The sequence below is a fragment of the Sphingomonas panaciterrae genome, from assembly GCF_036890205.1.
GTDB lineage: Bacteria > Pseudomonadota > Alphaproteobacteria > Sphingomonadales > Sphingomonadaceae > Sphingomonas > Sphingomonas panaciterrae.
In genome coordinates this window covers 87090-110213 of record NZ_JAKNQR010000003.1, presented here as the reverse complement: position 1 = coordinate 110213, position 23124 = coordinate 87090, and the positions used below count along the sequence as shown (strand labels likewise).

The 23124-nt window shown below is 66.6% G+C and carries 21 protein-coding genes; 10 read left to right on the top strand and 11 right to left on the bottom strand.

The genetic code is table 11. The annotated features are described in order from the left end of the window. The first annotated feature begins 61 nt into the window (after positions 1-61). A complete protein-coding gene (locus L8F96_RS10625) occupies positions 62-1255 on the top strand; it encodes a multidrug effflux MFS transporter (protein WP_145120826.1) in 1194 nt (397 codons plus the stop codon). 14 nt (positions 1256-1269) lie between these two features. On the opposite strand, the gene L8F96_RS10620 is transcribed toward L8F96_RS10625, so the two are convergent. The 3 genes from L8F96_RS10620 to L8F96_RS10610 form a co-directional block, all read right to left on the bottom strand. Then, positions 1270-1572, bottom strand: coding sequence for a hypothetical protein (locus tag L8F96_RS10620; RefSeq protein WP_136450451.1), 303 nt, complete (start codon positions 1570-1572; stop codon positions 1270-1272). Between the two features lie 121 nt (positions 1573-1693). Beyond that, the gene (locus L8F96_RS10615) at positions 1694-2341 is read right to left on the bottom strand and encodes a peptidylprolyl isomerase (protein WP_334655968.1); all 648 of its coding nucleotides are present in this window, start codon (positions 2339-2341) and stop codon (positions 1694-1696) included. A gap of 469 nt (positions 2342-2810) precedes the next feature. Beyond that, positions 2811-3344, bottom strand: coding sequence for a hypothetical protein (locus L8F96_RS10610; RefSeq protein WP_296218094.1), 534 nt, complete (start codon positions 3342-3344; stop codon positions 2811-2813). Between the two features lie 98 nt (positions 3345-3442). On the opposite strand from L8F96_RS10610, the gene L8F96_RS10605 reads away from it, so the two are divergent. After that, positions 3443-3817: a PRC-barrel domain-containing protein gene (locus tag L8F96_RS10605; RefSeq protein WP_125945133.1), complete on the top strand. Its 375-nt coding sequence runs from the start codon at positions 3443-3445 to the stop codon at positions 3815-3817. 27 nt (positions 3818-3844) lie between these two features. Here L8F96_RS10605 and uvrB read toward each other — a convergent pair whose 3' ends face one another. After that, positions 3845-6037, bottom strand: coding sequence for an excinuclease ABC subunit UvrB (gene uvrB / locus L8F96_RS10600; protein ID WP_334656071.1), 2193 nt, complete (start codon positions 6035-6037; stop codon positions 3845-3847). Positions 6038-6390: 353 nt separating this feature from the next. Between uvrB and L8F96_RS10595 the strand changes: the two genes are divergently transcribed. From L8F96_RS10595 to L8F96_RS10585, 3 genes are read left to right on the top strand one after another with little or no spacing between them, the layout of a single operon-like run. Further along, positions 6391-7212, top strand: a complete 822-nt coding sequence (locus L8F96_RS10595) for a ferredoxin--NADP reductase (RefSeq protein ID WP_052742520.1) — start codon at positions 6391-6393, stop codon at positions 7210-7212. Positions 7213-7269: 57 nt separating this feature from the next. Next, positions 7270-8598 carry an amidohydrolase gene (locus tag L8F96_RS10590; protein WP_334655967.1) on the top strand — a complete coding sequence of 443 codons (1329 nt, stop codon included), beginning with the start codon at positions 7270-7272 and terminating at the stop codon, positions 8596-8598. Beyond that, the gene (locus L8F96_RS10585) at positions 8595-8903 is read left to right on the top strand and encodes a hypothetical protein (RefSeq protein WP_052742519.1); all 309 of its coding nucleotides are present in this window, start codon (positions 8595-8597) and stop codon (positions 8901-8903) included. The genes L8F96_RS10590 and L8F96_RS10585 overlap by 4 nt, the downstream gene beginning before the upstream one ends. A 61-nt stretch (positions 8904-8964) precedes the next feature. On the opposite strand, the gene L8F96_RS10580 is transcribed toward L8F96_RS10585, so the two are convergent. Beyond that, complete coding sequence (locus tag L8F96_RS10580; protein ID WP_125945129.1) at positions 8965-9957, bottom strand: adenosine kinase; 993 nt, start codon at positions 9955-9957, stop codon at positions 8965-8967. A 97-nt stretch (positions 9958-10054) separates the two neighbouring features. Here L8F96_RS10580 and L8F96_RS10575 point away from each other — a divergent pair, with 97 nt between their 5' ends. The 5 genes from L8F96_RS10575 to L8F96_RS10555 all read left to right on the top strand — a co-directional run bounded on the left by L8F96_RS10575 (position 10055) and on the right by L8F96_RS10555 (position 15076). Next, positions 10055-10723, top strand: coding sequence for an EI24 domain-containing protein (locus L8F96_RS10575; RefSeq protein WP_334655966.1), 669 nt, complete (start codon positions 10055-10057; stop codon positions 10721-10723). Beyond that, positions 10720-11088, top strand: a complete 369-nt coding sequence (locus tag L8F96_RS10570; RefSeq protein WP_046409064.1) for a hypothetical protein — start codon at positions 10720-10722, stop codon at positions 11086-11088. Before L8F96_RS10575 ends, L8F96_RS10570 begins: the two co-directional genes overlap by 4 nt. 519 nt (positions 11089-11607) lie before the next feature. Beyond that, positions 11608-12537: an ABC transporter ATP-binding protein gene (locus tag L8F96_RS10565; protein ID WP_334655965.1), complete on the top strand. Its 930-nt coding sequence runs from the start codon at positions 11608-11610 to the stop codon at positions 12535-12537. Then, complete coding sequence (locus L8F96_RS10560) at positions 12534-13799, top strand: ABC transporter permease (RefSeq protein ID WP_334655964.1); 1266 nt, start codon at positions 12534-12536, stop codon at positions 13797-13799. Before L8F96_RS10565 ends, L8F96_RS10560 begins: the two co-directional genes overlap by 4 nt. Before the next feature lie 35 nt (positions 13800-13834). After that, positions 13835-15076 carry a cytochrome P450 gene (locus L8F96_RS10555; RefSeq protein ID WP_145120608.1) on the top strand — a complete coding sequence of 414 codons (1242 nt, stop codon included), beginning with the start codon at positions 13835-13837 and terminating at the stop codon, positions 15074-15076. 296 nt (positions 15077-15372) lie between these two features. On the opposite strand, the gene ftsH is transcribed toward L8F96_RS10555, so the two are convergent. The 6 genes from ftsH to L8F96_RS10525 all read right to left on the bottom strand — a co-directional run bounded on the left by ftsH (position 15373) and on the right by L8F96_RS10525 (position 23124). Continuing rightward, on the bottom strand, positions 15373-17337 hold the full coding sequence (gene ftsH, locus L8F96_RS10550; RefSeq protein WP_145120610.1) for an ATP-dependent zinc metalloprotease FtsH: 1965 nt from the start codon (positions 17335-17337) through the stop codon (positions 15373-15375). Between the two features lie 75 nt (positions 17338-17412). Continuing rightward, positions 17413-18396 (bottom strand): tRNA lysidine(34) synthetase TilS, encoded by a 984-nt coding sequence (gene tilS / locus L8F96_RS10545; protein ID WP_125945123.1) that lies wholly within the window; start codon positions 18394-18396, stop codon positions 17413-17415. A 4-nt stretch (positions 18397-18400) separates the two neighbouring features. Beyond that, entirely contained in the window at positions 18401-19351 is a 951-nt protein-coding gene (locus L8F96_RS10540; protein ID WP_145120612.1) for a tetratricopeptide repeat protein, read from the bottom strand. A gap of 76 nt (positions 19352-19427) precedes the next feature. Continuing rightward, positions 19428-20348 (bottom strand): helix-turn-helix domain-containing protein, encoded by a 921-nt coding sequence (locus L8F96_RS10535; protein ID WP_136450442.1) that lies wholly within the window; start codon positions 20346-20348, stop codon positions 19428-19430. A 127-nt stretch (positions 20349-20475) separates the two neighbouring features. Then, positions 20476-22746 (bottom strand): phosphoenolpyruvate--protein phosphotransferase, encoded by a 2271-nt coding sequence (gene ptsP / locus L8F96_RS10530; protein ID WP_334655963.1) that lies wholly within the window; start codon positions 22744-22746, stop codon positions 20476-20478. Between the two features lie 69 nt (positions 22747-22815). Continuing rightward, the gene (locus L8F96_RS10525) at positions 22816-23124 is read right to left on the bottom strand and encodes a hypothetical protein (RefSeq protein ID WP_125945120.1); all 309 of its coding nucleotides are present in this window, start codon (positions 23122-23124) and stop codon (positions 22816-22818) included.

Here is a 23124-nt window from a genome sequence, read left to right as displayed (position 1 = left end):
TGTCCTCCTGCCGTACCTTCCCGATAGGCCCTGCATGAACACCCACCCTGCTCCCGCCGGCATGCACCCGCGCGAATTCGTGGCCTTTGTCGCCGCGGTGATGGCAGTCAACGCATTCGGCGTCGACCTGATGCTGCCGGCGCTCGCCGATATCGGCCGTGACCTGTCGATCATGGAAGCGAACCATCGGCAGTGGATCATCACCGTCTATATGGTGGGATTCGGCGCGGGGCAGCTGGTCTATGGCCCGCTCGCGGACCGGTATGGCCGGCGGCCGATCCTGCTGGTGACGCTGGCGGGATTCACCGCCGCGAGCATCTTTGCCGCCAGTTCGACAACCTTTGCCGCCCTGCTCTTCGCGCGGCTGCTGCAGGGGTTGATGTCCGCCTCCACCCGCGTGCTGGCGGTCGCCATCGTGCGCGACGGATCGTCCGGGCGGCAGATGGCGCGCACCATGTCAGTTGCGCAGATGATCTTCTTCCTGGTGCCGATCCTGGCGCCGACGCTGGGACAGTTGCTGCTCGCCTTCGGGCCATGGCGCTTCATCTTCTACGTGCTGGGCGGCTTTGCGGCGTTCGTCCTGGCGTGGAGCGCGGTGCGTCTGCCCGAGACGCTGCCCATTGCGCGGCGGCGGGCTATCTCGATGGAGGCGCTGCGCGGCAGCTATCATCTGACGCTCACCAATCGCTATTCGCTGGGCTATGCAATTGCCGCCTCACTCACCTTTGGCGGCATCATCGCCTTCGTGTCGCTGTCGCAACAGATCTTCGTCGACGAGTTTGATGCGGGCGATCGCTTCACCATGTTGTTCGCGCTGTGCGCCTGCGCGATGGGAGCGGCCTCGTTCCTCAACAGCCGACTGGTGGAGCGGCTGGGCACGCGGCTCATCTCGCAAAGCGCGGTGCTGGCGCTGATCGCGCTTTCGATCGTCCATGTCGCCGTCGTGCTCGCGGGGTGGGAGACGCTGGCCAGCTATGTCTTCTTCCAGGCGCTCAGCATGACCTGCATCGGCCTGTGCGGCGCCAATTTCGGCGCCATGGCTATGGAGCCGGTAGGACATATCGCCGGCACCGCGTCGTCGCTGCAAGGCTTCATCACCAGCATTGGCGCGGTGATCGTGGGGACGCTGATCGGCCAGTCCTATGCGGGCACCACCACGCCGCTGGCGATCGGCTATTTGTGCATCGGCCTGATCGTGCTGGGCATCATCTGGGTCGTGGAGGAAGGGCAGCTGTTCCGCGCCCGCATGTCATAGCGGGTGAGGCGCGATCAGGCATCCTCGCGGCGGCGCGCGTAGAGGGGCGCGGCAAGCGCATGGATCAGCTGGTCCTCGGCAGGATTGCGGTTCCCGCTGGTAATGAAGAACAGCTGCTGCTCGCGCGCCGGGCCGCTGTCCACATCATGCGCGTCATCAATGAGGGGATCGGCCTCCTCATAGCGCGGACGAGGCGGAGGAACGAAGGCGGTTACGGGGTCCGCTTCCTCGTAGCAAAGCCCCAAGGGGCGCTGCGAACCGGCCGTGCCGTAGCGGAAGGACGTAACCGATCCGGCCATATGATCGCCGTACTGCATGACGATTGCTAGGTCAGTGTCACTGCCATAGCAACGTCAAAGTACCGTTATATCGTCCAGCTTGCGACGAGTGGAGTGGCGCGCTGTCCTGACCCTACTTCTGCCCCTGCCGCGTGGGCGCCTAGCCGTCCCTGCGCCCTTCCAGCACCCATGGCCGGGGCCGGCCAGTCGGCTTCGCCTTGCCGTCGAGCCGCACCGCGCGCTTCACGTAGATCGGCTTCATCAACAGCGTGCCATTCATGCCCCCGCCCGTCGGCTGCGCCAGGATCTTCTTCACCACCACTTGCCCGGCGACGACGCGGCCGAAGGCGGCATAGCCGGGATTGTCGGGCTTCCAGTCCATCCAGGGCATGGCCCCGACCGAGATGAACCAATTGCCGTTGGCCGAACCCGGCGGGCCGCGCCGCGCCATCGAGATGGTCATGTCGAGATGCTTGATCCCGGTCTTCTTGGTCGATTCATGCGGAATCATGTCGAGGAAGCGGCGCGCATCGGTGCGGATGCCCGACTGGATGAAGCCGAACTGCGGCGCCTTCTTGTTGCGTGCGACACGGTAGAAGCTGACGCCATCGAAACGGCCGTCATCGACATATTTCATGAAATTCGCGGTGGTCTCCGGCGCCCGCTTTGCGTCCAGCGCCAGCGTGATCGGCCCGAACGCCGTTTCCAGCCGCACCCGCACATAGCCGGGGGTCGCGCGGTCGGCGCGCTGCGCCGCAGCGGGGAAGGCCAGGCCGAGGCCGAGAAGCAGGAGAAGGAGAGCACGCATCGATACGCCGTGTAGCGGCCAAGCGTGGGAAGCTCCACCGTTGGTGCGTCTCCGCGCGGCATGGCGGTCGCCCGGCGCGGCGTCCTGCACGTTTACAGGCACCTTGCGGAAGCGTCAGATATGAGAAGAGGTTGCCGGGCACCCTTTCGGACAACCCGACAACCCCTAAACATGGTCAGCGGCCGGAGAGCTCCAGCCCGGGAGACCATGCGGGCCTCTGATCACTACAGCGTTCGACGTTGGCTGGAGGAAAATACCCCCCGTCGACCGCTACAGGCTCAGAAGCGCGTCCCCCGAACGAACTGAACCGACCCCATTGCTGAACCATGAGACATCGGATCACCTCCTTTCGCTGGTTGATAACGAGCGTGACCTTGTCAGCCACATCCGCAATCTGAATCCTTTATCGACCAGAAACAAGACTTGTTTTCAGTGCCGCTTCGCACGATCCTTCGCGCCGCGGATCGGATCAACCCCGGCAATCCTCGATCACGCGGCCGACTTCGGCATAGGGCGGAACCACCAGCGTCCGCGCGCCCGGCTGCTCGATCGCGACCCGCCCGCGGCTGAACGCCATGGCATCCAGCAACGGCTCGCGCGCGGTGAACACCGCCTGCGCAGAGGGGGCGGAGCCGGTCGACACCTGCACCGGAACGGCGCGCGTCGTGCTGCTGGTGCGGATCGTCATCGCGCCCGGCAGCGCGCCGGGCCGCGACAGGACGAGGCGGCGCCCCGCCAGGTCACAGCGCAACGACAACAGGGGCGCGCCGTTGCCCGGCCCGAACACCGCGCGCGTGCCGCCGCTTTCGCGGGCATAGCGCCAGGTTCCGGGCGTCAAGGGCCAATCCTGCCAGTCGGCCGCCAGCGGCGCCGGCTTGGGCGGCTGCGGCGGCGCTGGCGCGGTGACCGGAGGCGGTGGCGGCGGGGGAGCATCGGCCGGCGGGGCGACGCAGGCCGCCATGCTGATCGGGAGAAGAAGGGCGGCGGCAGGCAGAAGGCGCATGGCCCACCCTAGCGCGCACCGGCGCCCCGGCTCAACCGGAACCGCCGCGCGGGACCATCGGTTCAGCGAAACACCATCCGCCCGACCGGGAGACAATGATGAGCACCGCCGACACGCCGACCACTCTTGCCCTGATCGAAGCGACGCTCGTCTCCACCGTAAAGGTCGAAAGTCGCGACGGTGACAAGATCGGGACGGTGCAGTCGTTCCTGACCCACAAGGTCAGCGGGCGCGTGACCCATGCGGTGCTGAGCCTCGGCGGGTTCCTGGGCATGGGGAAAAGCTATTATGCCCTGCCCTTCTCGCTGTTGAGCTTTGATCCTGTCCGCGACCTGTATGTGGTCACGATCGACCGCCGCATGCTCGAAGGCGGGCCGAGCTGGGCCAGCAATGCACCGCATTTCGACCAGGCCTATGCCGATCGCGTCGCCGGCTATTACGGGGTGAGCGGCGAGGACCTGACGCTTCGATAGGGCTTTGCCGGCGGCGGCAGGCGCGCCCTACCGCCGCTTCGCCATCCTGATCGCCTGCTGCTTGCCGAAGCGCGTCTTGCGCGTGCCCGGCTTGCCCTCGTTGCTGCGGCCCATCAGCGGCGCCTTGTGCTCCTGCACCGGCAGGCCAAGCTCCTCCTGCTCCAGCGCGCGGATCTCATCGCGCAGGCGGCCGGCTTCCTCGAACTCCAAGTCGGACGCGGCCTTGCGCATCTTCTTCTCGAGTTCCTCGATATAGGCGCGCAGATTGTGTCCCACCATGTGCGGCCGCTGCTCGTCGCCGGTGTCGATCAGCACGCTGTCCTGGTTCGACACATGCGCGATGATATCGCCGATGTTGCGCTTGATCGTGGTCGGCGTGATGCCGTGCTCGCGGTTATACGCTTCCTGCTTCTCGCGGCGACGCGCCGTCTCGTTCATCGCCCGCTCCATCGAGCCGGTGATGCGATCGGCGTAGAGGATCACCCGCCCGTCGACGTTGCGCGCCGCGCGCCCGATCGTCTGGATCAGCGACGTCTCGGAACGCAGGAAGCCTTCCTTGTCCGCATCCATGATGCACACGAGGCCACATTCAGGGATGTCGAGCCCCTCGCGCAGCAGGTTGATGCCGATCAGCACGTCATAGACGCCAAGGCGAAGGTCACGGATCAGCTCGATACGCTCCAGCGTCTCGACGTCGGAGTGCATGTAGCGGACCTTCACGCCCGCCTCGTGCATATACTCGGTCAGATCCTCCGCCATCCGCTTAGTCAGCGTGGTGACGAGGGTGCGATAGCCGAGCTCCGCGGTCTTGCGGCATTCGACGATGCAATCCTGCACCTGCTCCTCGACCGGGCGGATCTCGACCGGCGGATCGATGAGGCCGGTGGGGCGAATGACCTGTTCGGCAAAGACGCCGCCGGTCTGCTCCATCTCCCAGTGGCCGGGTGTCGCCGAGACGCTGACCGTCTGCGGGCGCATCGCATCCCATTCGTTGAAGCGCAGCGGGCGGTTGTCGATGCAGCTCGGCAGGCGGAAGCCATATTCGGCAAGCGTGATCTTTCGCCGATGGTCACCGCGCGCCATCGCGCCGATCTGCGGCACCGTCTGGTGGCTCTCGTCGACGAACAGCAATGCGTTCTCGGGCAGATATTCGAACAAGGTGGGCGGCGGCTCGCCGGGCAGGCGTCCAGTGAGGAAGCGGCTGTAATTCTCGATCCCGTTGCAGCTGCCGGTGGCGGCGATCATCTCGAGGTCGAAATTGGTGCGCTGCTCCAGCCGCTGATGCTCCAGCAGCTTGCCCTCCGCCTCCAGCTCCTTCAGCCGCTCCGCCAGTTCGTGGCGGATCGCCTCGGTCGCCTGCTTCATCGTCGGCCCGGGGGTCACATAGTGCGAGTTCGCATAGACGCGCACCGAGTTCATGCTCGCCGCCTTCTTGCCGGTCAGCGGGTCGAACTCGACGATCTCCTCGATGTCATCACCGAAGAAGCTGATCCGCCACGCCGCATCCTCGAGGTGGCTGGGGAAGATCTCCAGATTGTCGCCCTTCACGCGAAAATTGCCGCGCTGGAACGCTGCATCGTTGCGTTTGTACTGAAGCGCGACGAGCTTCCGCACGATCTCGCGCTGGTCGACCGTCTGGCCCTTCTTCAGGTCAAAGATCATCGCCGAGTAGGTTTCGACCGATCCAATACCGTAAAGGCAGGAGACGGAGGCGACGATCAGTACGTCGTCCCGCTCCAGCAGCGATCGGGTGGCCGAATGGCGCATCCGGTCGATCGCCTCGTTCACCGAGCTTTCCTTCTCGATGTACGTGTCGGACCGGGGGACATACGCCTCGGGCTGATAATAATCGTAGTAGCTGACGAAATATTCGACCGCATTCTCGGGGAAGAAGCTCTTGAACTCCCCGTACAGCTGCGCCGCCAGGATCTTGTTCGGCGCGAGGATCAGCGCGGGACGCTGCAATTCCTCGATCACCTTCGCCATGGTGAAGGTCTTGCCCGAGCCGGTGACGCCCAACAGCACCTGATCCTTCTCGCCCGCCAGCGCGGCACCGACGAGCTCGCGGATCGCGGTCGGCTGGTCACCTGCGGGCTCGTAGTCGGACACCAGCTTGAACGGCTTGCCGCCCTCCACCTTGTCCGGGCGCTGGGGCCGATGGGGAACGAAATTCTCGCCGGTTTCGGGTTCAGCAAGCGAGGTACGGATCTGGATCGCCATCGCGGCAATATGGGGGCGAGGGGTGCGGCGCGGAAGAGCAATGCTGCTGCTGTCGTGCTGGTCGGCGCGTTGCACTCCGACCGTGCTTCACCTACTTGAGCGGTCGTTGGCGCGCCCCGGGCAGAAGTGTCTGAGGCTGCGCAGGATCGTCAGGCGCTGACCATGGCTCGCCCCCTGCATGATGCAGGGGCCGTGCGCGTGGCCGGCTTTTCGTGCCGTCAGCTTTTCTTGCTTGCGGCGGGGGCGCAGGACGACGACGTTGTTGGTAACCCGAGTGGCGGTCAGGTGTTGAAGACTGCCGATGTTTGGATGGCGCCGCCAGTCGCACCAGGCGCCATCAAGGAGCGAGATCGTTGACCGTACTTGCAGAACCGAAGTTGATTCCCGACCACAAGGCCTTCCTGACGGTCAACGTGAAATGGGTGCGCCACTGGAACGAGCATCTGTTCAGCTTCGCGGTGGATCGCCCGTCGTCGCTGCGCTTCCGCTCGGGCGAATTCATCATGATCGGCCTGCCCGGCGAGGATGATTCGGCCAAGCCGATCATGCGCGCTTATTCGATCGCCAGCCCGTCCTATGCCGATGAACTCGAATTCCTGTCGATCAAGGTGCAGGACGGCCCGCTGACCGGCCGGCTGCAGATGATCCAGCCGGGCGACCAGCTGTATATGGGCAAGAAGCCGACCGGCACGCTGGTCTGCGACGCGCTGCTGGGTGGCGAGCGGCTGTGGCTGCTGTCGACCGGCACCGGTCTTGCCCCGTTCCTGAGCCTCGCGCGCGACCCGGAAGTGTACGAGCGCTTCAACCAGGTGATCGTCGTTCACGGCGTGCGCCGGGTGAACGACTTGGCGTTCCGCGAAGAGCTGGGCGCGCGGCTGGCGGACGATCCGCTGGTCGGCGACCAGGCGGCGGAGCAATTCCACTATATTCCCACCGTGACGCGTGAGGAGTTCGAGACCAAGGGCCGGATCACCGATCTGATCGCCGACGGTCGCCTGTTCGCGCCGCCGGTGACCGGCCCGGCGAAGTTCGATCCGGAAACCGACCGCGTCATGCTATGCGGATCGACGGCAATGATCCGCGAGACGGCGCAGATGCTGGAACAGCTCGGCATGACCGAGGGGTCGAACGCCAATCCCGGCCAGTTCGTGATCGAACGCGCCTTCGTCGACTAAACGCGCTTCACCCCCGCGGCGCGGCGGCTATGCTGCAGGCGACAAGAGGGGAATAGAATGCGCCGTTTGATTGTTGCCGCACTGCTTTGCGCCGTCGCCACGCCCGTGGCGGCGGCGCCCGATTATCAGGCCCAGATCAAGGCCGATTACGACCGCGACCTCGGCAAATTGTGGGACCAGTTCCACCGCAATCCCGAACTGTCGTTCCGCGAGACCAAGACGGCGGCCGCCATTGCGGCGGAGCTGCGCAAGATCGCTGGCATGCAGGTGACCGAAAAGGTCGGCCAGACCGGCGTGGTCGGCGTGCTGAAGAACGGGCCCGGCCCAGTGGTGCTTCTCCGCGCGGACATGGATGGCCTGCCGGTGCAGGAAAAGTCGGGGCTGCCCAATGCCTCCACCGTGCGCCAGGTCGGCGTCGACGGCGTCGAGGTGCCGGTGATGCACGCCTGCGGGCATGACACCCATATCGTCGGCCTGATCGCCACCGCGCGCCGCCTCGCCGCGATGACCGATCGCTGGAAGGGCACGGTGGTGTTCGTCGCGCAGCCGGCCGAGGAGCGGATCGCTGGCGCCAAGGCGATGGTGGCCGACGGCCTCTACACCCGCTTCCCCAAGCCCGATTACGCGCTGGCCTATCACGTCGATGCCAGCATGGAGACGGGCAAGATCGCGGCCAGCGAGACGATCCAATATTCCTCGTCCGATTCGATCGACATCGTCGTGCCCGGGATCGGCGCGCATGGCGCCAGCCCCAATACCGGCAAGGACCCGGTCTATATGGCGTCGCAGATCGTCATCGCGCTTCAGGGGCTGGTCAGCCGCGAACGGGCGCCGCTGCTCCCCGGCGTCATCACCGTCGGCTCGTTCCACGCCGGGCTGAAGCACAATATCATCAGCGACGAGGCGAAGCTGCAGGTGACGGTGCGCGCCAATGACGAGGCGACCCGCGCGCAACTGGTCAACGGAATCAAGCGGATCGCGCGCGGCGTCGGCATCATGAACGGCATGCCGGAGGACAAGATGCCCGTGGTGACCCAGATCGAGGGAACGCCCACCACGATCAACGACACGCCGCTCGCCCGCCGGCTGAACGCGGTGATGGTCGACACGCTGGGCGCCGCCAACGTCGTGCCGTTCCAGCAGATGGGCATGGGGGCAGAGGATTTTGCCTATTTCGTCCAGCCCGATACCGGCGTGAAGGGCTATTACATCGCGGTCGGCGGCACGCCGCGCGCGGCGCTAGAGGCCGCGCGCAACGGCGGACCGGCCGTCGCGTCACACCATTCGCCGCTGTTCAAGATCACGCCAGAGCCGGTAGTGGTGACTGGTGCGACCGCGATGACGGCGGCGGTGCTCGATTTGCTGAAGCCGGGAGCGGCGCAGTGAAGCGCGCCGCGCTGCTTCTGCTGGCGCTGGGCGGGTGCGAGGTGGCGCCCGATCGAGGAGAGGTGGAGCGCGTGCGCGCCGGTACCGAAGCGGTGCGCCAGCAATTGCGCGAGCCTGAAAGCGCGCAGTTCAAGGGCGTCATCGCGCGTGGCGACGCAGTCTGCGGCGAAGTGAACGCCAGCGTCGGCATGGGCCGCACCGGCTATGAACGCTTCATCGTCAAGGCAGGCAAGGTGACGCTCGCGTCGCAGCTGCGCACCGATGCCGACATGGACGCCCGCTGGAAGGCGGATTGCGGCGGGTAAGGGGATGAGGGGGATCAGGCCGGATACGCTGGCCTGATCCCCCGCCGTTGAACTCTGCCGATCAGGCGTCGGCGGCCAGCGCCTTCAGGTCGGCGAGCGGACGCGCGCCGAAATGGCTGATCACTTCCGCGGCGCAGATCGCCCCCAGGCGAAGCGAACGCTCCAGATCCCAGCCCTGCGCCTGACCATGCAGGAAGCCGGCGGCGAACAGATCGCCCGCGCCGGTCGTGTCGACCACCTTGTCGACCGGTGCTGCCGGTACGTGGACGCGTTGGTCGCCGGTTATGGCGCAGGCGCCCTCCTCGCTCATCGTCACGACCAGCAGCGGAACCTTGTCCTTGACCGCAGCGATCGCGCCTTCGGTGTCGGCCGCCTGGGTCAGCGCGACGATTTCCGCCTCATTGGCGAAGAGTACGTCGATCAACCCGGCGTTGATCAGCTCGTGGAAGGCATCGCGGTGACGATCGATGACGAATTCCGCCGACAGCGTGAAGGCCACCTTGCGCCCGGCGGCACGCGCGATGTCGATCGCCTCGCGCATCGCGGCGCGCGGCTCTTCCGGATCCCAGAGGTAGCCTTCGAGGTAGAGATATTGCGCGTTGGCGATCAAATCGCGGTCCAGCGCCTCGGCCGGCAGATAGTGCGATGCGCCAAGGAACGTGTTCATCGTGCGCTGCCCATCAGGCGTCACGAAGATCATGCAGCGACCGGTCGTCGGGCTGCCGGGGCGCGCATTGGTATCGAAACGGATGCCAGCGGCGCGAATGTCGTGCGCGAAGACCGCGCCCAACTGGTCATCGGCAACCTGGCCGATGAAGGCGCACTTGCCGCCAAGTGCGGCCATGCCGGCGATGGTATTCGCCGCGGAGCCGCCGGACACTTCCTGTCCCGGACCCATCTTGGCGTATAGCGCGTCAGCGTCCTCAGGAGAGAAGACGAGCGCCATCGCCCCCTTCGTCATGCCGTTCTCGGCGACAAAGGCGTCGGTGGAGGGAGACAGGATGTCGACGATCGCATTACCGATCGCGACGACGTCATAGGCAGGCTGGGTCAAAAGCAGGGACTCCGATCCCGATAAGATGAGGGTTGCGCGCGGCCGTAGATGGCAGGTCCGCCTTGCGCAACCGCACGGGTGCGCGCATTCGGCAGGGATGTTCACGGCGCTTGCCCTCAGCCTGGCCCAGCTCGGTGACCGGGCGATCCTGTCCGTCCTGCGCAAGAGCCTGCTGCTGACGCTTGCCGTCTTCATCCTGCTGGGGGGCGCGATCTGGTGGGGGGTGAACCGCCTGCTGGAGGGCTGGACCTACAACGGGTCGCTGGCCGCCGCGGCCGCGCTGATCGTCAGCATGCTGGCACTGTGGCTCACCTTCCGCGCGGTCGCGATCGCGATCGTCGGCCTGTATGCCGATACGATCGTCGCGGCAGTGGAAAGCCGCCATTACCCGCGTGCGCTGGCGACGGCGCGCGACGTGCCGATGGACCAGTCGCTGCGCATGGGCCTTGCCTCCGCGGCGCGCTTCGTCGGCGTGAACCTGCTGCTGCTGCCCGCTTATCTGGCGCTGATGGTCACCGGCGTCGGTACGGCGGCATTGTTCCTTGCCGTGAATGCCTGGCTGTTGGGCCGCGACCTCGGCGACATGGTCGCCGTCCGGCACCTGTCGCCGGCGGAACTGCCGCAATGGCGCCGCCGCACGATGGCGCGCCGCTTTCTCCTCGGTCTGGCGGTGACGGGGCTGTTCCTCGTCCCCGTGCTCAACATCCTGGCGCCCGTGCTGGGCGCCGCCATGGCCACTCATTACTATCACCGGAGCCGTCGATGATCCGCCTTGCCGCTTCTCCCATCCTGCTGCTGCTCGTCGCGGGCTGCGCCACGACGGGGAGCGGGGCGCCGGAACGCGCGGCGCCGGTACCGATCCCCTATAGCGGTGTTGGCCTGGAACGGGTGATTGGCCAGAACGCCAACGGGCTCGTGCGGCTGTTCGGCCAGCCGGACGCCGATGTTCGCGAAGGCAATGCGCGCAAGCTGCAATTCCACAGCGGTATCTGCGTGCTCGATACGTATCTCTATCCCAAGGGGTCGGGCGAACCGCGCGTCACCTATGTCGATGCACGCCAGCCCGATGGCCGCACGATCGACCGGGCAAGCTGCGTCTCGGCGCTGACCCGGCGGGTGGGCGGCAAGTAAGCGCCTGCCTGGCTGGTGCCCTGTCCATCCGCCAGCAGGCGACCAGCCCGCTATGACCTGTTGTTTTGTGAAGTAGAGGCATAGGACATAGCCTCCGCCGTGCCAGTTCCCGGCTTCAGACTGAACCATTCCTGATGCTCGATGGCGACGAGAAAAAGAAGAATCGCCACGCCGAAACACATAAAGAACAACGACGACCACACCGGCTCACCGATTGAACTTACAAGTCGCTTACGCTGTCGGCTCATGTATCCAGGCTCCTCTGTTTCGGAGCAGCATATAGGGACGCGTTTGTTTCGCCGCGTCTGCAGAATGTAATCTATGTTTTCTGCACTGCGGCAAGGTGAAGCTGGTCAACGCCGGGCCGTGCGAATGGCTCCCGCCCTGCCCGGATCAAATCGCCTGTATTTTCCACGGGCCAATTGCTAGCGATACCGGCAGCGGGTCGGCCGGTTCTCGGCCGCTCCTCCCCTGATCATGACGGACGATCGTTCGTTCTTACGGGCAGAACCGGTGGACGTGACCAGCAACCAGGATTTCGTCATCGTCGCCGAGAGGCTGGTCAAACGCTTCGGCCACCGGCGGGTCGTCGACGGCGTGTCGCTCGTCGTGCCACGCGGCATGATCTATGGCGTGCTGGGGCCCAACGGCGCCGGCAAGACGACCACCTTGCGGATGCTGCTGGGCATCATCGAGCCGGAGGAGGGCAGCCGAACGCTGCTCGGGTATTCCCATCCGCGCGATGCCAGCGACCGCGTCGGCTATCTTCCCGAGGAGCGCGGCCTGTACCCGGCGATGAAGGCGCGCGAGGCGATCGCCTTCATGGGGGCCTTGCGCGGCCTTCCCTGGCATGAGGGTCGCGCCCGCGCCGGCGCGCTGCTCGAACAGGTCGGGCTCGGCCAGGCGGCCAATGAGAAGATCCGCAAATTGTCGAAGGGCATGGCGCAGCTCGTCCAGCTGCTGGGATCGATCGTCCACCAGCCTGACCTCCTTGTGCTGGACGAGCCTTTCTCCGGCCTTGATCCCGTCAACCAGGAACGGCTGGAAACGCTGATCCTGGCGGAGCGCGACCGCGGTGCCACGATCCTGTTCTCGACCCATGTCATGGCGCATGCGCAGCGCTTGTGCGACCGGCTGGCGATCATCGCCGGTGGCCAGCGCCGGTTCGAGGGGACGGTCGGTGAGGCGCGCGCGATGCTGCCGCAGCAGGTGCTGTACGAACCCCATTTCCCCAACGACGGCATCGCGGCACAATTGCCACCCGGCGCCCAGCGGGAAGGCAATGCGTGGCGGTTCGAACTGCCACCCGAGGGGATCGAGACGCTGCTGAAGCGGCTGATCGACGCCGGCTACGGCATTTCCGGGCTGTCGATCGAGCGGCCCGGGCTGCACGAGGCATTCGTTCGCATCGTCGGCGAGGCGGCCGCCGATCCGGAGCGCGTGGCATGACCGGCCGATCATCCTCCTTCCGCCGGCGGCTGCGCCAGACGCTGACGATCGCTCGCCGCGATTTCACCGCCACCGTCTTCACGCCGATCTTCCTGTTGTTCCTGCTCGCCCCCGTGATCATGGGATCGTTCGGCGCCATTGGCGGGCTGGGCGCGGCATCGGTGTCGGCCGGCGCTGCGGAGAAGGAACGGCTGGTGATCCTCGCCGACCCGGGTGACAGCGCCGCGCTGCTCGCCGCCGACCGGGAATTGCGACGCCTGTCACCGCCCGAGGCCACACCGCCGCCGGTCGACCTGCGGGCACCGAGCAGCGATGCCCGGGCTCAGGCGCGCGCGGCGCTTGAAACACGCGATGTCGACGTATTGGCGGTGATGTACGGCCCGCTGGCGACGCCGGAGATCATCTATGGCCAGAGCCGCCGGTCCGCCCGCTATCTCGCGCTCTTGGCAGATCAGGCGGTGCGTCTTGATCGCACCGGGATCGATCCGCTCAGCCGCGCCACCTTCACCAGCGTGACGCGCGCCGCACCCACCGTGGGATCGCGCAGCACATCGGCGTTCTTCGCCGTGTTCGGCATCTTCTTCCTGACGCTCTTCCTGTCCGGCCAGGTCGTCGGCACCATGGCGGAAGAGCGCAACAACAAGGTGATCGAGGTGCTGGCCGCGGCGGTGCCGCTTGAAAGCGTGTTCCTGGGCAAGCTGCTCGGCATGTTCGGGGTCGCGGTGCTGTTCGTCGGTTTCTGGGGACTGGTGGTCAGCCAGCTCGGCGCCGTGCTGCCGCCTGAACTGAACGTCGCCGACCTGACGCCGGCGGTGGGCTTTCGCATCTTTGCCCTGTTGTTCGCGGCCTATTTCACCACCGCCTATCTGCTGCTCGGCTCGGTTTTCCTTGGGATTGGCGCACAGGCATCGACGATGCGCGAAATCCAGATGCTGTCCCTGCCGATCACCGTGCTTCAGGTCGGGATGTTCGCTCTTGCCTCGGCCGCCGCGTCCAATCCGGGCAGCTGGGTGGCCCAGCTCGCCGAGATCCTGCCGCTCTCCTCCCCCTTCGCGATGGCGGGGCGAGCTGCGAACTCGCCCGATCTGTGGCCGCATGTCGCGGCGCTCGCGTGGCAATTGCTGTGGGTGGCGATCTTCATCATCGTCGGCGCGCGACTGTTCCGGCGCGGCGTGCTGCAGTCCGGTAGCCCGGCCGGCGCGTGGAAGAAGCTGTTTCGCCGCACCCCGGCCGCAGCCCCTATTGACAGTTCTGTCAGTTAGGTCTTCTCTCTACCCATAAATGCGGGAGAGAGATGATGGCGACGCTTGCGAGAAGCGCGGCGGAGACGGTCGATCCGTTCGATGTGAGCCGGCCTGAGCTGTACCGGGACGATACATGGCGGGCGCCCTTCGCCAAGCTGCGCGCCGAGGCGCCGGTTCATTATGTGCCGGATTCGGAGTTCGGCGCTTACTGGTCGGTGTCGACCTACAAGCCGATCGTCGAGGTCGAGTCGCTGCCCGACCTTTATTCGTCGGAAGCCGGCGGCATCACCATCGCCAATTTCGACGCCGATGATCCCAATGCCGTCCGCATGCCGATGTTCATCGCGCGCGATCGGCCGGTGCATACCGCGCAGCGGCGCACCGTAGCGCCCGCCTTCACCCCGTCCGAAATGACGCGCATGGCCGCCGACATCCGCCACCGCACCGAAGAGGTGCTCGATCGGCTGCCGTGGGGTGAGGGATTCGACTGGGTCGACACGGTGTCGATCGAACTGACCACCGGAATGCTCGCCATCCTGTTCGATTTCCCCTGGGAGGATCGACGCAAGCTCACCTTCTGGTCCGACTGGGCGGGCGATATCGAGATCATCAAGAATGACGAGCTGCGCCAGCAGCGGCTGATGCACATGTATGAATGCGGCAGCTATTTCCGCCGCCTGTGGAACGAGCGGGTCGACAAGCCGCTGCAGCCCGACCTCATCAGTATGATGATCCATTCCGATGCGATGCGAGAGATGGACGACAATGAGTTTATCGGGAACCTGATCCTGCTGATCGTCGGCGGGAACGACACGACCCGCAACACCATGTCGGGGCTTGCCTATGGCCTCGACAAATATCCCGACCAGCGCGCCAAGCTGGAAGCTGATCCGTCGCTAATTCCCAATGCGGTCAGTGAGCTGATCCGTTGGCAGACGCCGCTGGCGCACATGCGGCGCACCGCGACGCGCGACACCGAACTGATGGGCCAGCAGATCAAGGCCGGCGACAAGCTCGCGCTCTGGTACATCTCGGGCAACCGCGACGAGAGCGTGTTCGGCGAGGATGCCGATGCGCTGGTGGTGGATCGCCCCAATGCGCGGCGCCACCTCGCCTTTGGTCACGGCATCCACCGCTGCGTGGGCGCGCGGCTCGCCGAACTGCAGATCGGCATCCTGCTGGAGGAAATGGCCAAGCGGCGGATGCGCGTGAACGTGACCGGCGCGCCGGAGCGTGTCTCGGCTTGCTTCGTCCACGGCTATCGCCGCCTGCCGGTCGAGTTGAGCAAATACTGACGTGAGGGGCGCGGCGGGGCAGGAGGCCCGCGCCGCGCTGCTGCGGAAAGAGGCGCGATCACGCTGCCGCAGCGCGCGCACGTCGGTTGGATCGCCGACAAGATGCGCCACGCGCGAGAACCCGACGTTGCTGCTCCAGAAGATGAAGACGTCAGCCTATGAGTTCAGTTGGGCGCTGATCCCGCTCTGGGCCCAGCTTCGCGATTTCCCATACGACAAAGGCCGGGCGATCGCCCGGCCTTTGATCTTTTGGCATGTTCGTTCGGACAGCCGCTCTACGGCTGCCGCCGCGGCGGTCAGGCGCCCGCGGGCGACGGATTGCCGAACGGACCCTGCGGACGACGCGTCTTGGGGATCGACGTGCCCACTGCCGGCAACGATGACGTCTTGGGCTGCTCCGTGCGGCCGATGCTCTCGCCGGAGATCAGCTTCTTGATCTCGTCGCCCGACAGCGTCTCATATTCGAGCAGCGCGCCCGCCAGCAGGTGAAGCTGGTCGATATGCTCGGTCAGCACGGTCTTTGCCCGCGTCAGACCGCCTTCGACGATCGTCTTGATCTCGTGATCGATCAGTTGCGCCGTCTCGTTCGACATGTGCGTCGGCTGCGAGGAGGAATAGCCAAGGAAGCTCTCACCCTCGGGCTGTGCGTAATCGACCGGGCCGACCTTGTCCGACATGCCCCATTTCGTGACCATGTCGCGTGCCAGGCCTGTCGCATATTGGATGTCGCCAGACGCCCCCGACGACACCTTGTCATAGCCGAAGATGATCTCCTCGGCGACGCGGCCTCCCATTGCCACCGCCAGGTTCGCGTACATCTTGTCGCGGTGGTAGCTGTAGCTGTCACGTTCCGGCAGGCGCATCACCATGCCCAGCGCGCGGCCGCGCGGGATGATCGTCGCCTTGTGGATCGGATCGGACGCCGGCTCATGCAGCGCGACGATCGCGTGACCGGCCTCATGATAGGCGGTCATCCGCTTCTCATCCTCGGTCATCACCATGGAGCGCCGCTCGGCACCCATCATGACCTTGTCCTTGGCCTCCTCGAACTCGGCCATCGCGACGAGGCGCTTCGACTTGCGCGCCGCCATCAGCGCCGCCTCGTTGACGAGGTTGGCGAGATCAGCGCCCGAGAAGCCGGGCGTGCCGCGGGCGATGGTGCGTGCATCGACGTCGGGCGCCAGCGGCACCTTCTTCATGTGCACTTCGAGGATCTTTACGCGGCCCTCGATGTCAGGCCGCGGCACCACGACCTGGCGGTCGAAGCGACCCGGACGCAGCAGCGCAGGGTCGAGCACGTCGGGGCGGTTGGTCGCCGCGATGATGATGATGCCCTCGTTCGCCTCGAAGCCATCCATCTCGACCAGCAGCTGGTTCAGCGTCTGCTCGCGCTCGTCGTTGCCATTGCCAAGTCCCGCGCCACGATGACGGCCGACCGCGTCGATTTCGTCGATGAAGACGATGCACGGCGCGCTCTTCTTAGCCTGTTCGAACATGTCGCGCACGCGGCTGGCACCGACGCCGACGAACATCTCGACGAAGTCCGAGCCGGAAATGGTGAAGAACGGGACGCCCGCCTCCCCCGCGATCGCGCGGGCGAGCAACGTCTTGCCGGTGCCGGGCGAGCCAACCAGCAGCGCGCCCTTCGGGATCTTGCCGCCAAGCCGCGCAAACTTCGACGGGTCCTTCAGGAACTCGACGATTTCCTCCAGCTCCTCGCGCGCCTCGTCGATGCCCGCGACGTCGGCAAAGGTGACCTTGCCTTCCTTCTGCGTCAGCATCTTCGCGCGGCTCTTGCCGAAGCCCATCGCGCCACCCGCGCCGCCGCCCTTCTGCATCTGGCGCACCACGAAGAAGGCGATGCCCAGGAACAGCAGGAACGGCAGCGCCTGGACCAGCATATACTGCCAGATCGAGGGGCCTTCGTCTCGCTTGCCCGAAATCTCGACGCCTGCCTTGCGCAGGCGATCGGTCAGCTGCGGATCGGAAACCGGGTCGGTACGGAATTTCTCGCCGCTCGACAGCGTCCCCGATATCTGGTCGCGCGAGATGGTCACGTCCTTGACCGTCCCTTCGTCAACCTTGTCGAGGAATGCCGAATAGGCGATCGCATTGCCCGTCGCGGTGCTCGTCCGACCATCGAACATGGTCACGACGATCGCCAGCGACAGCAGGATGCCGACCCAGATCAGCAGACTCTTCATCCAGGGATTGGGGCCATTGCCGCCATTGTCACCTGACTGCTTGTCGTTGTCGTTCATGCCGTACCTTTCACGGCCTGCAATGTAGGCTGCGCGAGGTTAATGGCAATGGAACGGACCGCAGAATTCAATCACTCAGACTGATCGACGCGGGGGTGCCGGGCGGAAGTGCCAGCTGCCCCGCCGGATGCCCACGACCACGCCACCATGCGTGGCGCGCCGGCCGCTCTCGAGCGCGTCGAGCAGCGGCTCTACATTGGCCGCGTCGTCAAACGCCGGCGTGGTAATTCCCGCCGCAGCCCGCACCACGATGATCGCCCGCCGCGCGAGCCGGCGCAGCGTGTCGCGCGGCAATCCCTGAGGGTTCAGCGTCACGCCCTCGTCGCGGATCTCGGCCCGGCCGCGCCAGAACAGCGCGGCGATCTCCGCCAGCTCACGCTCGGCCTCCCCCACTGCCGCCGCGGTGCGCGCGAGCGCTGGCGGATCGAGCCATTCGTTGCGGTCGAGCAACTGGCGAAAGCGGGTACGATCGTGCCTGAGGTCGTGATTGGCCGGATCGTCGATGAACGGCAGCCCCGCCCGCCGCACGGTGGCACGCAACGCGGCACGCCGCCACGACAGCAAGGGTCGCACCACCGCTGCCCCGCTGATCGTCGTCGCCGGGCGGATGGCGGCAAGCCCCGTCACGCCCGACCCGCGCGAGGCGCGCATCAGGAACGTTTCGGCCTGGTCATCGGCATGATGGGCGGTGGCGATCGCCATCGCGTGGCGACGCTCCGCCCAGGCCGCAAGCGCCTCATAGCGGCCCTCACGCGCGCGGGCCTGGACGCTCGCCCCCTCGATCGGCGCGCTCACCGCCAGGATGTCGTGCGGCACGCGCAATGTGGCCGCCTCCCGCCCGACCATCCGCGCTTCCTCCGCCGCCTCCGGCCGCAAGCCGTGGTCGACGGTCGCCGCGACGACCGCGTCGGGGAAGGCAAGCGCCGCCAGTACCAACAGCGCCATGCTGTCCGGCCCGCCGGACACCGCCACGCCGATCGGACGATCGCGGCTCGGCGCCTCGCGGGTGAGCGCGATCAGATCCTGGCGAAGCCGGACGACTTCGGGATGGTCGGCCACAAGACTACTTGCACTTGGCGGAAGTGCGCGCGCGCGCGACGTTGTCCTTCATCCCCTGTCCGATCTTGTCGCCATAGACGTCGGTCAGCTCGTTATACACCTTGCACGCGTCTGCCGGCTTGTTGAGCTTCAGCAGCGCCTGCCCCAGATAATAGAGGCTCTCGGGCGCGCGCTCCCCATCGGGATATTTCTTGTAATTGTCGTAGAAGGCGATCGACGCAAGGCTCGGCTTGCCATCGTCGAGATAGGATCGGCCCAGCAGGTTCTGGGCATAGCTGGCGCGGCGGGACTTGGGATAAGTCGCGACCACCTTCTTCAGCTGATCAGCCGCCTCGGGATAGCGCTTCGCCGCCCACAGGCGGTAGCCATAGATGTATTCATCCTCATCCGCCTTGCCCGTCGACGGCTTCTCGATCCCGCCCGCCGCGGTGGCCGCCGGCTTGCTGGCCGCGGGGGTGCCGGCGACCTGCCCCTCCAGGCTGCCACCGCCACGCGGCTGATTGCTCGCTCCGCCTGCCGGGGCGGCTGCGCGCGGCGGCGGCGGAACCACCGGCCCGCCCGTGCCGGTGCTATCGAGCCCCGCGTCGCCCGCGCCGCTGTCCAGCCGCGCATCAGTCGTCCGCTTATAGGCGGCGAACTGGTCTTCGAGCTGGCGCATGCGATATTGCGTCTGCTCGATCTGCCCGGTCATCGTCGCGAGCTGCTGTTCCAGCGAGGACACGCGCTGGGTCAGATCCAGCACTGCGCTGGAGGCGGGTGCGCCGATCTCCTCGGGTGCCGACTGCGGCGCGCGCACCTGCGGCTCGAGATACGCGCCTGCCCCGCCCGGGAACACCTTGCGCTGCACCGCGCGCATTTCGCTCTCGAGCTTGCCGACCCGGCCCTCGAGGCCGGACTGCGCCGCGACCGGCGTCGCCGCGGCCGACATCAACGCGACAATGAGGAACCTACGCATCAGTCCATGCCCCCGGAAACAGGTTAATATCGCGCTATAACTATACACGCCTGCCTGTCGCCAGCCTTAAGGCCGATCAGTTTGCGGGAGCGCTGGTCCCTGCGCCAGTCTCCGCACCAGCCGCCCCAGCCGCTGACGTGGCGAACGCGGGCGGAACGGCGGTGCTGGTGCGCGCGCCGACGACTGCCGGAGGTGAAGCGGGCGATGCCACCGGTGCCGGCGCACCTTCCCCGCCCATCCGGGCGGTTAGGGCCGCCGCGCCGACCGGCACGTCCTTGATCGGCCGCGCGCCGCTGCCCAGCGGGGGCAATGCGGAGCCGTTCAGCGTCACCTGCAATTTGTCGGGGCGACCGACGTTGATCTTCGGATCATTGGCGTCCGCAGGCACGTCATAGCGCTCGCCCGGCTTCATCGTGCCAAGGTACAGCGTCTTGTCGGCCGCATCATAGACGCGCAGCCACACCTCGTCGGTCGCCACCAGCGAGACCTGGTCGGCACGGCGCGCCGCTTGCGTGGGCTGCGCGGCCGGAACGGCGACCGCGACCGAGGGCGCCGCTTCCGGCGCGTCGTCGCCACCGCGGAACAGCCCGCTCGCAAACCACAGCACTGCAAGCACCGCGACGGCCAGCGCCAATCCGGCCGCCACCACCACCAGCCCGCGGCTGGGCACGCGCGCCGGATCGGCGATCTCATAGGGCTGATATTGCGGCGTTGTGCGCGGTGCTTTCAGCGCCTCGACGCGCACGTCGCGGGCCAGCGCCACCTCATCCTCGCCCACCGCGCGGGCGTAGGCGCGCACGAAGCCGACCGCATAGGTCGGCGACGGCAGCGCGCCGTAGTTCGAGGCCTCGATCGCCTCCAGGTGGCGCAGCGGCACACGGGTGCGCGCGCCAATCTCCGCCAGTGACATGCCTTGCTGCTCGCGGGCCGCGCGCAGCCTATCACCAACAGGTTGCGGGAAGAGCGTCGCGTTATCGCCGCGCTCGGCCTCAGTCATTCGCTTCTCCGCTTCGGGCGGACTGCCCCGTCCGTCCCCGCCCGCACGTCTCACAGAGCGCGATACCTGTGTCAATCGAGCCACACGTCTTTTGATCGGCGCTGGCGCTCCGTTCAGCGCCCTTCGCTCACCCCAGCTCGACGCCGTTGGCCTCGGCCCATTGCGTCAGCGCGGCGCGAAGATCGTGCGGCGGCGCCGCCAGCAGCCGCGTCATCTCGGCCGTTACGGCCGCGCGATCGAGCGTACGGACCATTGCCTTGATCGGGCCGACCGCTGCCGGGGTGATCGAGAAACGATCGATCCCGATCCCGATCAGCGCCATCGCCTCCAGCGGTCGCCCGCCCATCTCGCCGCACACCGCCACCGGAACCCCGGCAATGCGCGACGGCTCAAGGACCGAGCCGATGAAGCGGAGGATGGAGGAGGAAAGCCAGTCATATCGCTCCGCCAGCTTGGGATTGGCGCGGTCGGCAGCGAACAGGAACTGCGTCAGATCGTTGGTGCCGATCGACAGGAAATCGACCTGCGGCAACAACAGGTCGAGTTGATAAGCGAGGCTCGGCACCTCAAGCATCGCGCCGTAGCGCACCTCATTGGGCAGCCGGCGATGGCGCGAGGCAACCCAGGCGCGCTGCTGCTCGAACAGCGCGCGCGCCTCGGCGAACTCCCACGCCTCGCTGACCATCGGGAACATGACGTTGAGCGTGCGCCCCGCCGCCGCTTCCAGCAGCGCACGCGCCTGCGCCTTCATCAGCCCGTTGCGCTCAAGCGCCAGGCGAAGCGCGCGCCAGCCCATGGCGGGATTTTCCTCCTCGCCGTCATGCTGGATCAGATAAGGCAGCGCCTTGTCGCCGCCGATGTCGACCGTGCGGAAGACCACCGGGCGCTCGTCCGCCACGTCCAGCACCTCGCGGTACAATCGCTGCTGGCGTTCGCGCTGCGGCAGGGTGGCGGAGACGAGGAACTGGAATTCGGTGCGGAACAGCCCGATCCCGTCCGCGCCTGTCACATCCAGCGCGCCCACGTCGTCGCGCAGCCCGGCGTTGACCATGACGGTCACGCGATGGCCATCCCTGGTGGTGGGCGCCACGTCGCGCAGCGCGGCATAGGCCGCGCGCCGCTTCTGCCGCAGCGCCAGCTTGGCGTCGAACGCTTCCTCCATCGCGCTCGACGGGCGCACCACGACCGACCCCTCGTTGACGTCGAGCAGCAGCAGGTCGCCCTCGGAAATCTGCCGCCGCACCTCGCGCACCCGACCCAGCACGGGGACTCCCATCGCGCGCGCGACGATCGTGACGTGCGCCGTCAGCGATCCTTCTTCCAGAATCACGCCCTTCAATCGGCGGCGGTCATATTCCAGCAGCTCGGCCGGGCCCAGGTTGCGGGCGATCAGGATCGCATCCTGCCGCAGCCCCAACTGCGCCGCCGTGCCCATCTGGCCCGACACGATGCGCAGCAGCCGGTTGGAGAGATCCTCCAGGTCGTGCATCCGGTCCGCCAACAGCGGATCATCAATCTGTCGCATGCGCTGGCGGGTGCGCTGCTGCACGCGCTCGATCGCCGCCTCAGCGGTCAGGCCGCTGTCGATCGCCTCGTTGATGCGCCGCGACCAGCCCTCGTCATAGGCGAACATCTTGTAGGTCTCGAGCACCTCCTCATGTTCGCCCCCGCCGCCAAATTCGGCCTCGCGGGTCATCTTGTCGATCTGCTCGCGCATCTTGTCGAACGCGGCATAGACCCGGTGCCGCTCCGCCTCGACGTCCTCGGCGACCGTGTGCTCGATGTGGATGCGCGGCTGGTGGAACACGGCGTAGCCAGCGCCCATTCCCTCGACCAGCTTCTGTCCAGTCAGCCGGATGCTCGCGGTGGAGGATTGCGGCCGGTCGCGCACACCGGCGGGGTCGATCAGCCCTGCGTTCGCGATCAACTCGCTCAGCACCATCGCCACTGTCTGCAGCGCCTCGATCTCAACATCGGCATAGCGGCGCGGCTCCGCATGCTGCACCGCCAGAACGCCGACCGAGCGCTCGCGCCGGATGATCGGCACGCCGGCGAAACTGTGGAAGCGATCCTCCCCGGTCTCCGGCTTGTAGGCGAAATCCGGGTGGCTTGCCGCCTCGTCGAGGTTCAGCACCTCGCTGTTCTGCGCGATGGTGCCGACCAGGCCCTCGCCCAACGCCAGCTTGGTCACATGAACCGCATCAGGCGACAGGCCGCGCGTCGCGAACAGCTCCAGCACGCCTTCGCGCAGGAGGTAGATCGAACAGACTTCGCTGTTCAGCGCCTCGCCGATAATGTCGACGACCTGGTTCAGCTTGGCTTGCGCGTTGGACCGCGCCGCCATCACGTCATGGAGATTGACGAGGATCTCGCGGGCGGAAGCGGCGGCAGAAAGCATGATAAAGGGGCTAGCAGGCGACAGGGCCGGGTGCCACGCAACATTTGCTGCGTGGCACCGCAGCAAACATCAGTTCTTCCGCTTCTTTTTCTTGGGCTCCGGCGCGCTGTCACGCGGGAACAGCACCGCCGCGACGCCGATCGCGATCGCACCGATGCCGGCGGTCGCGCCGGCGATCTTGCCCAGCGACCAGCGACGCTTCGCCGGCGCGGCCCATTCGTCGCTGCCCGCTGCCTTCGCGGCGTCGGGCTTCACGGAGTCAGGCTTGCCCGACTCCTGCTTGGCGCTCGGCGCTTCGGGCGTCGTCGGCGTGTGCGGCGGCTCCTGGATCGGGAACGGGGACTGGTTGCCTGGCGGTACCGGCGGCGTGTGGGTCAT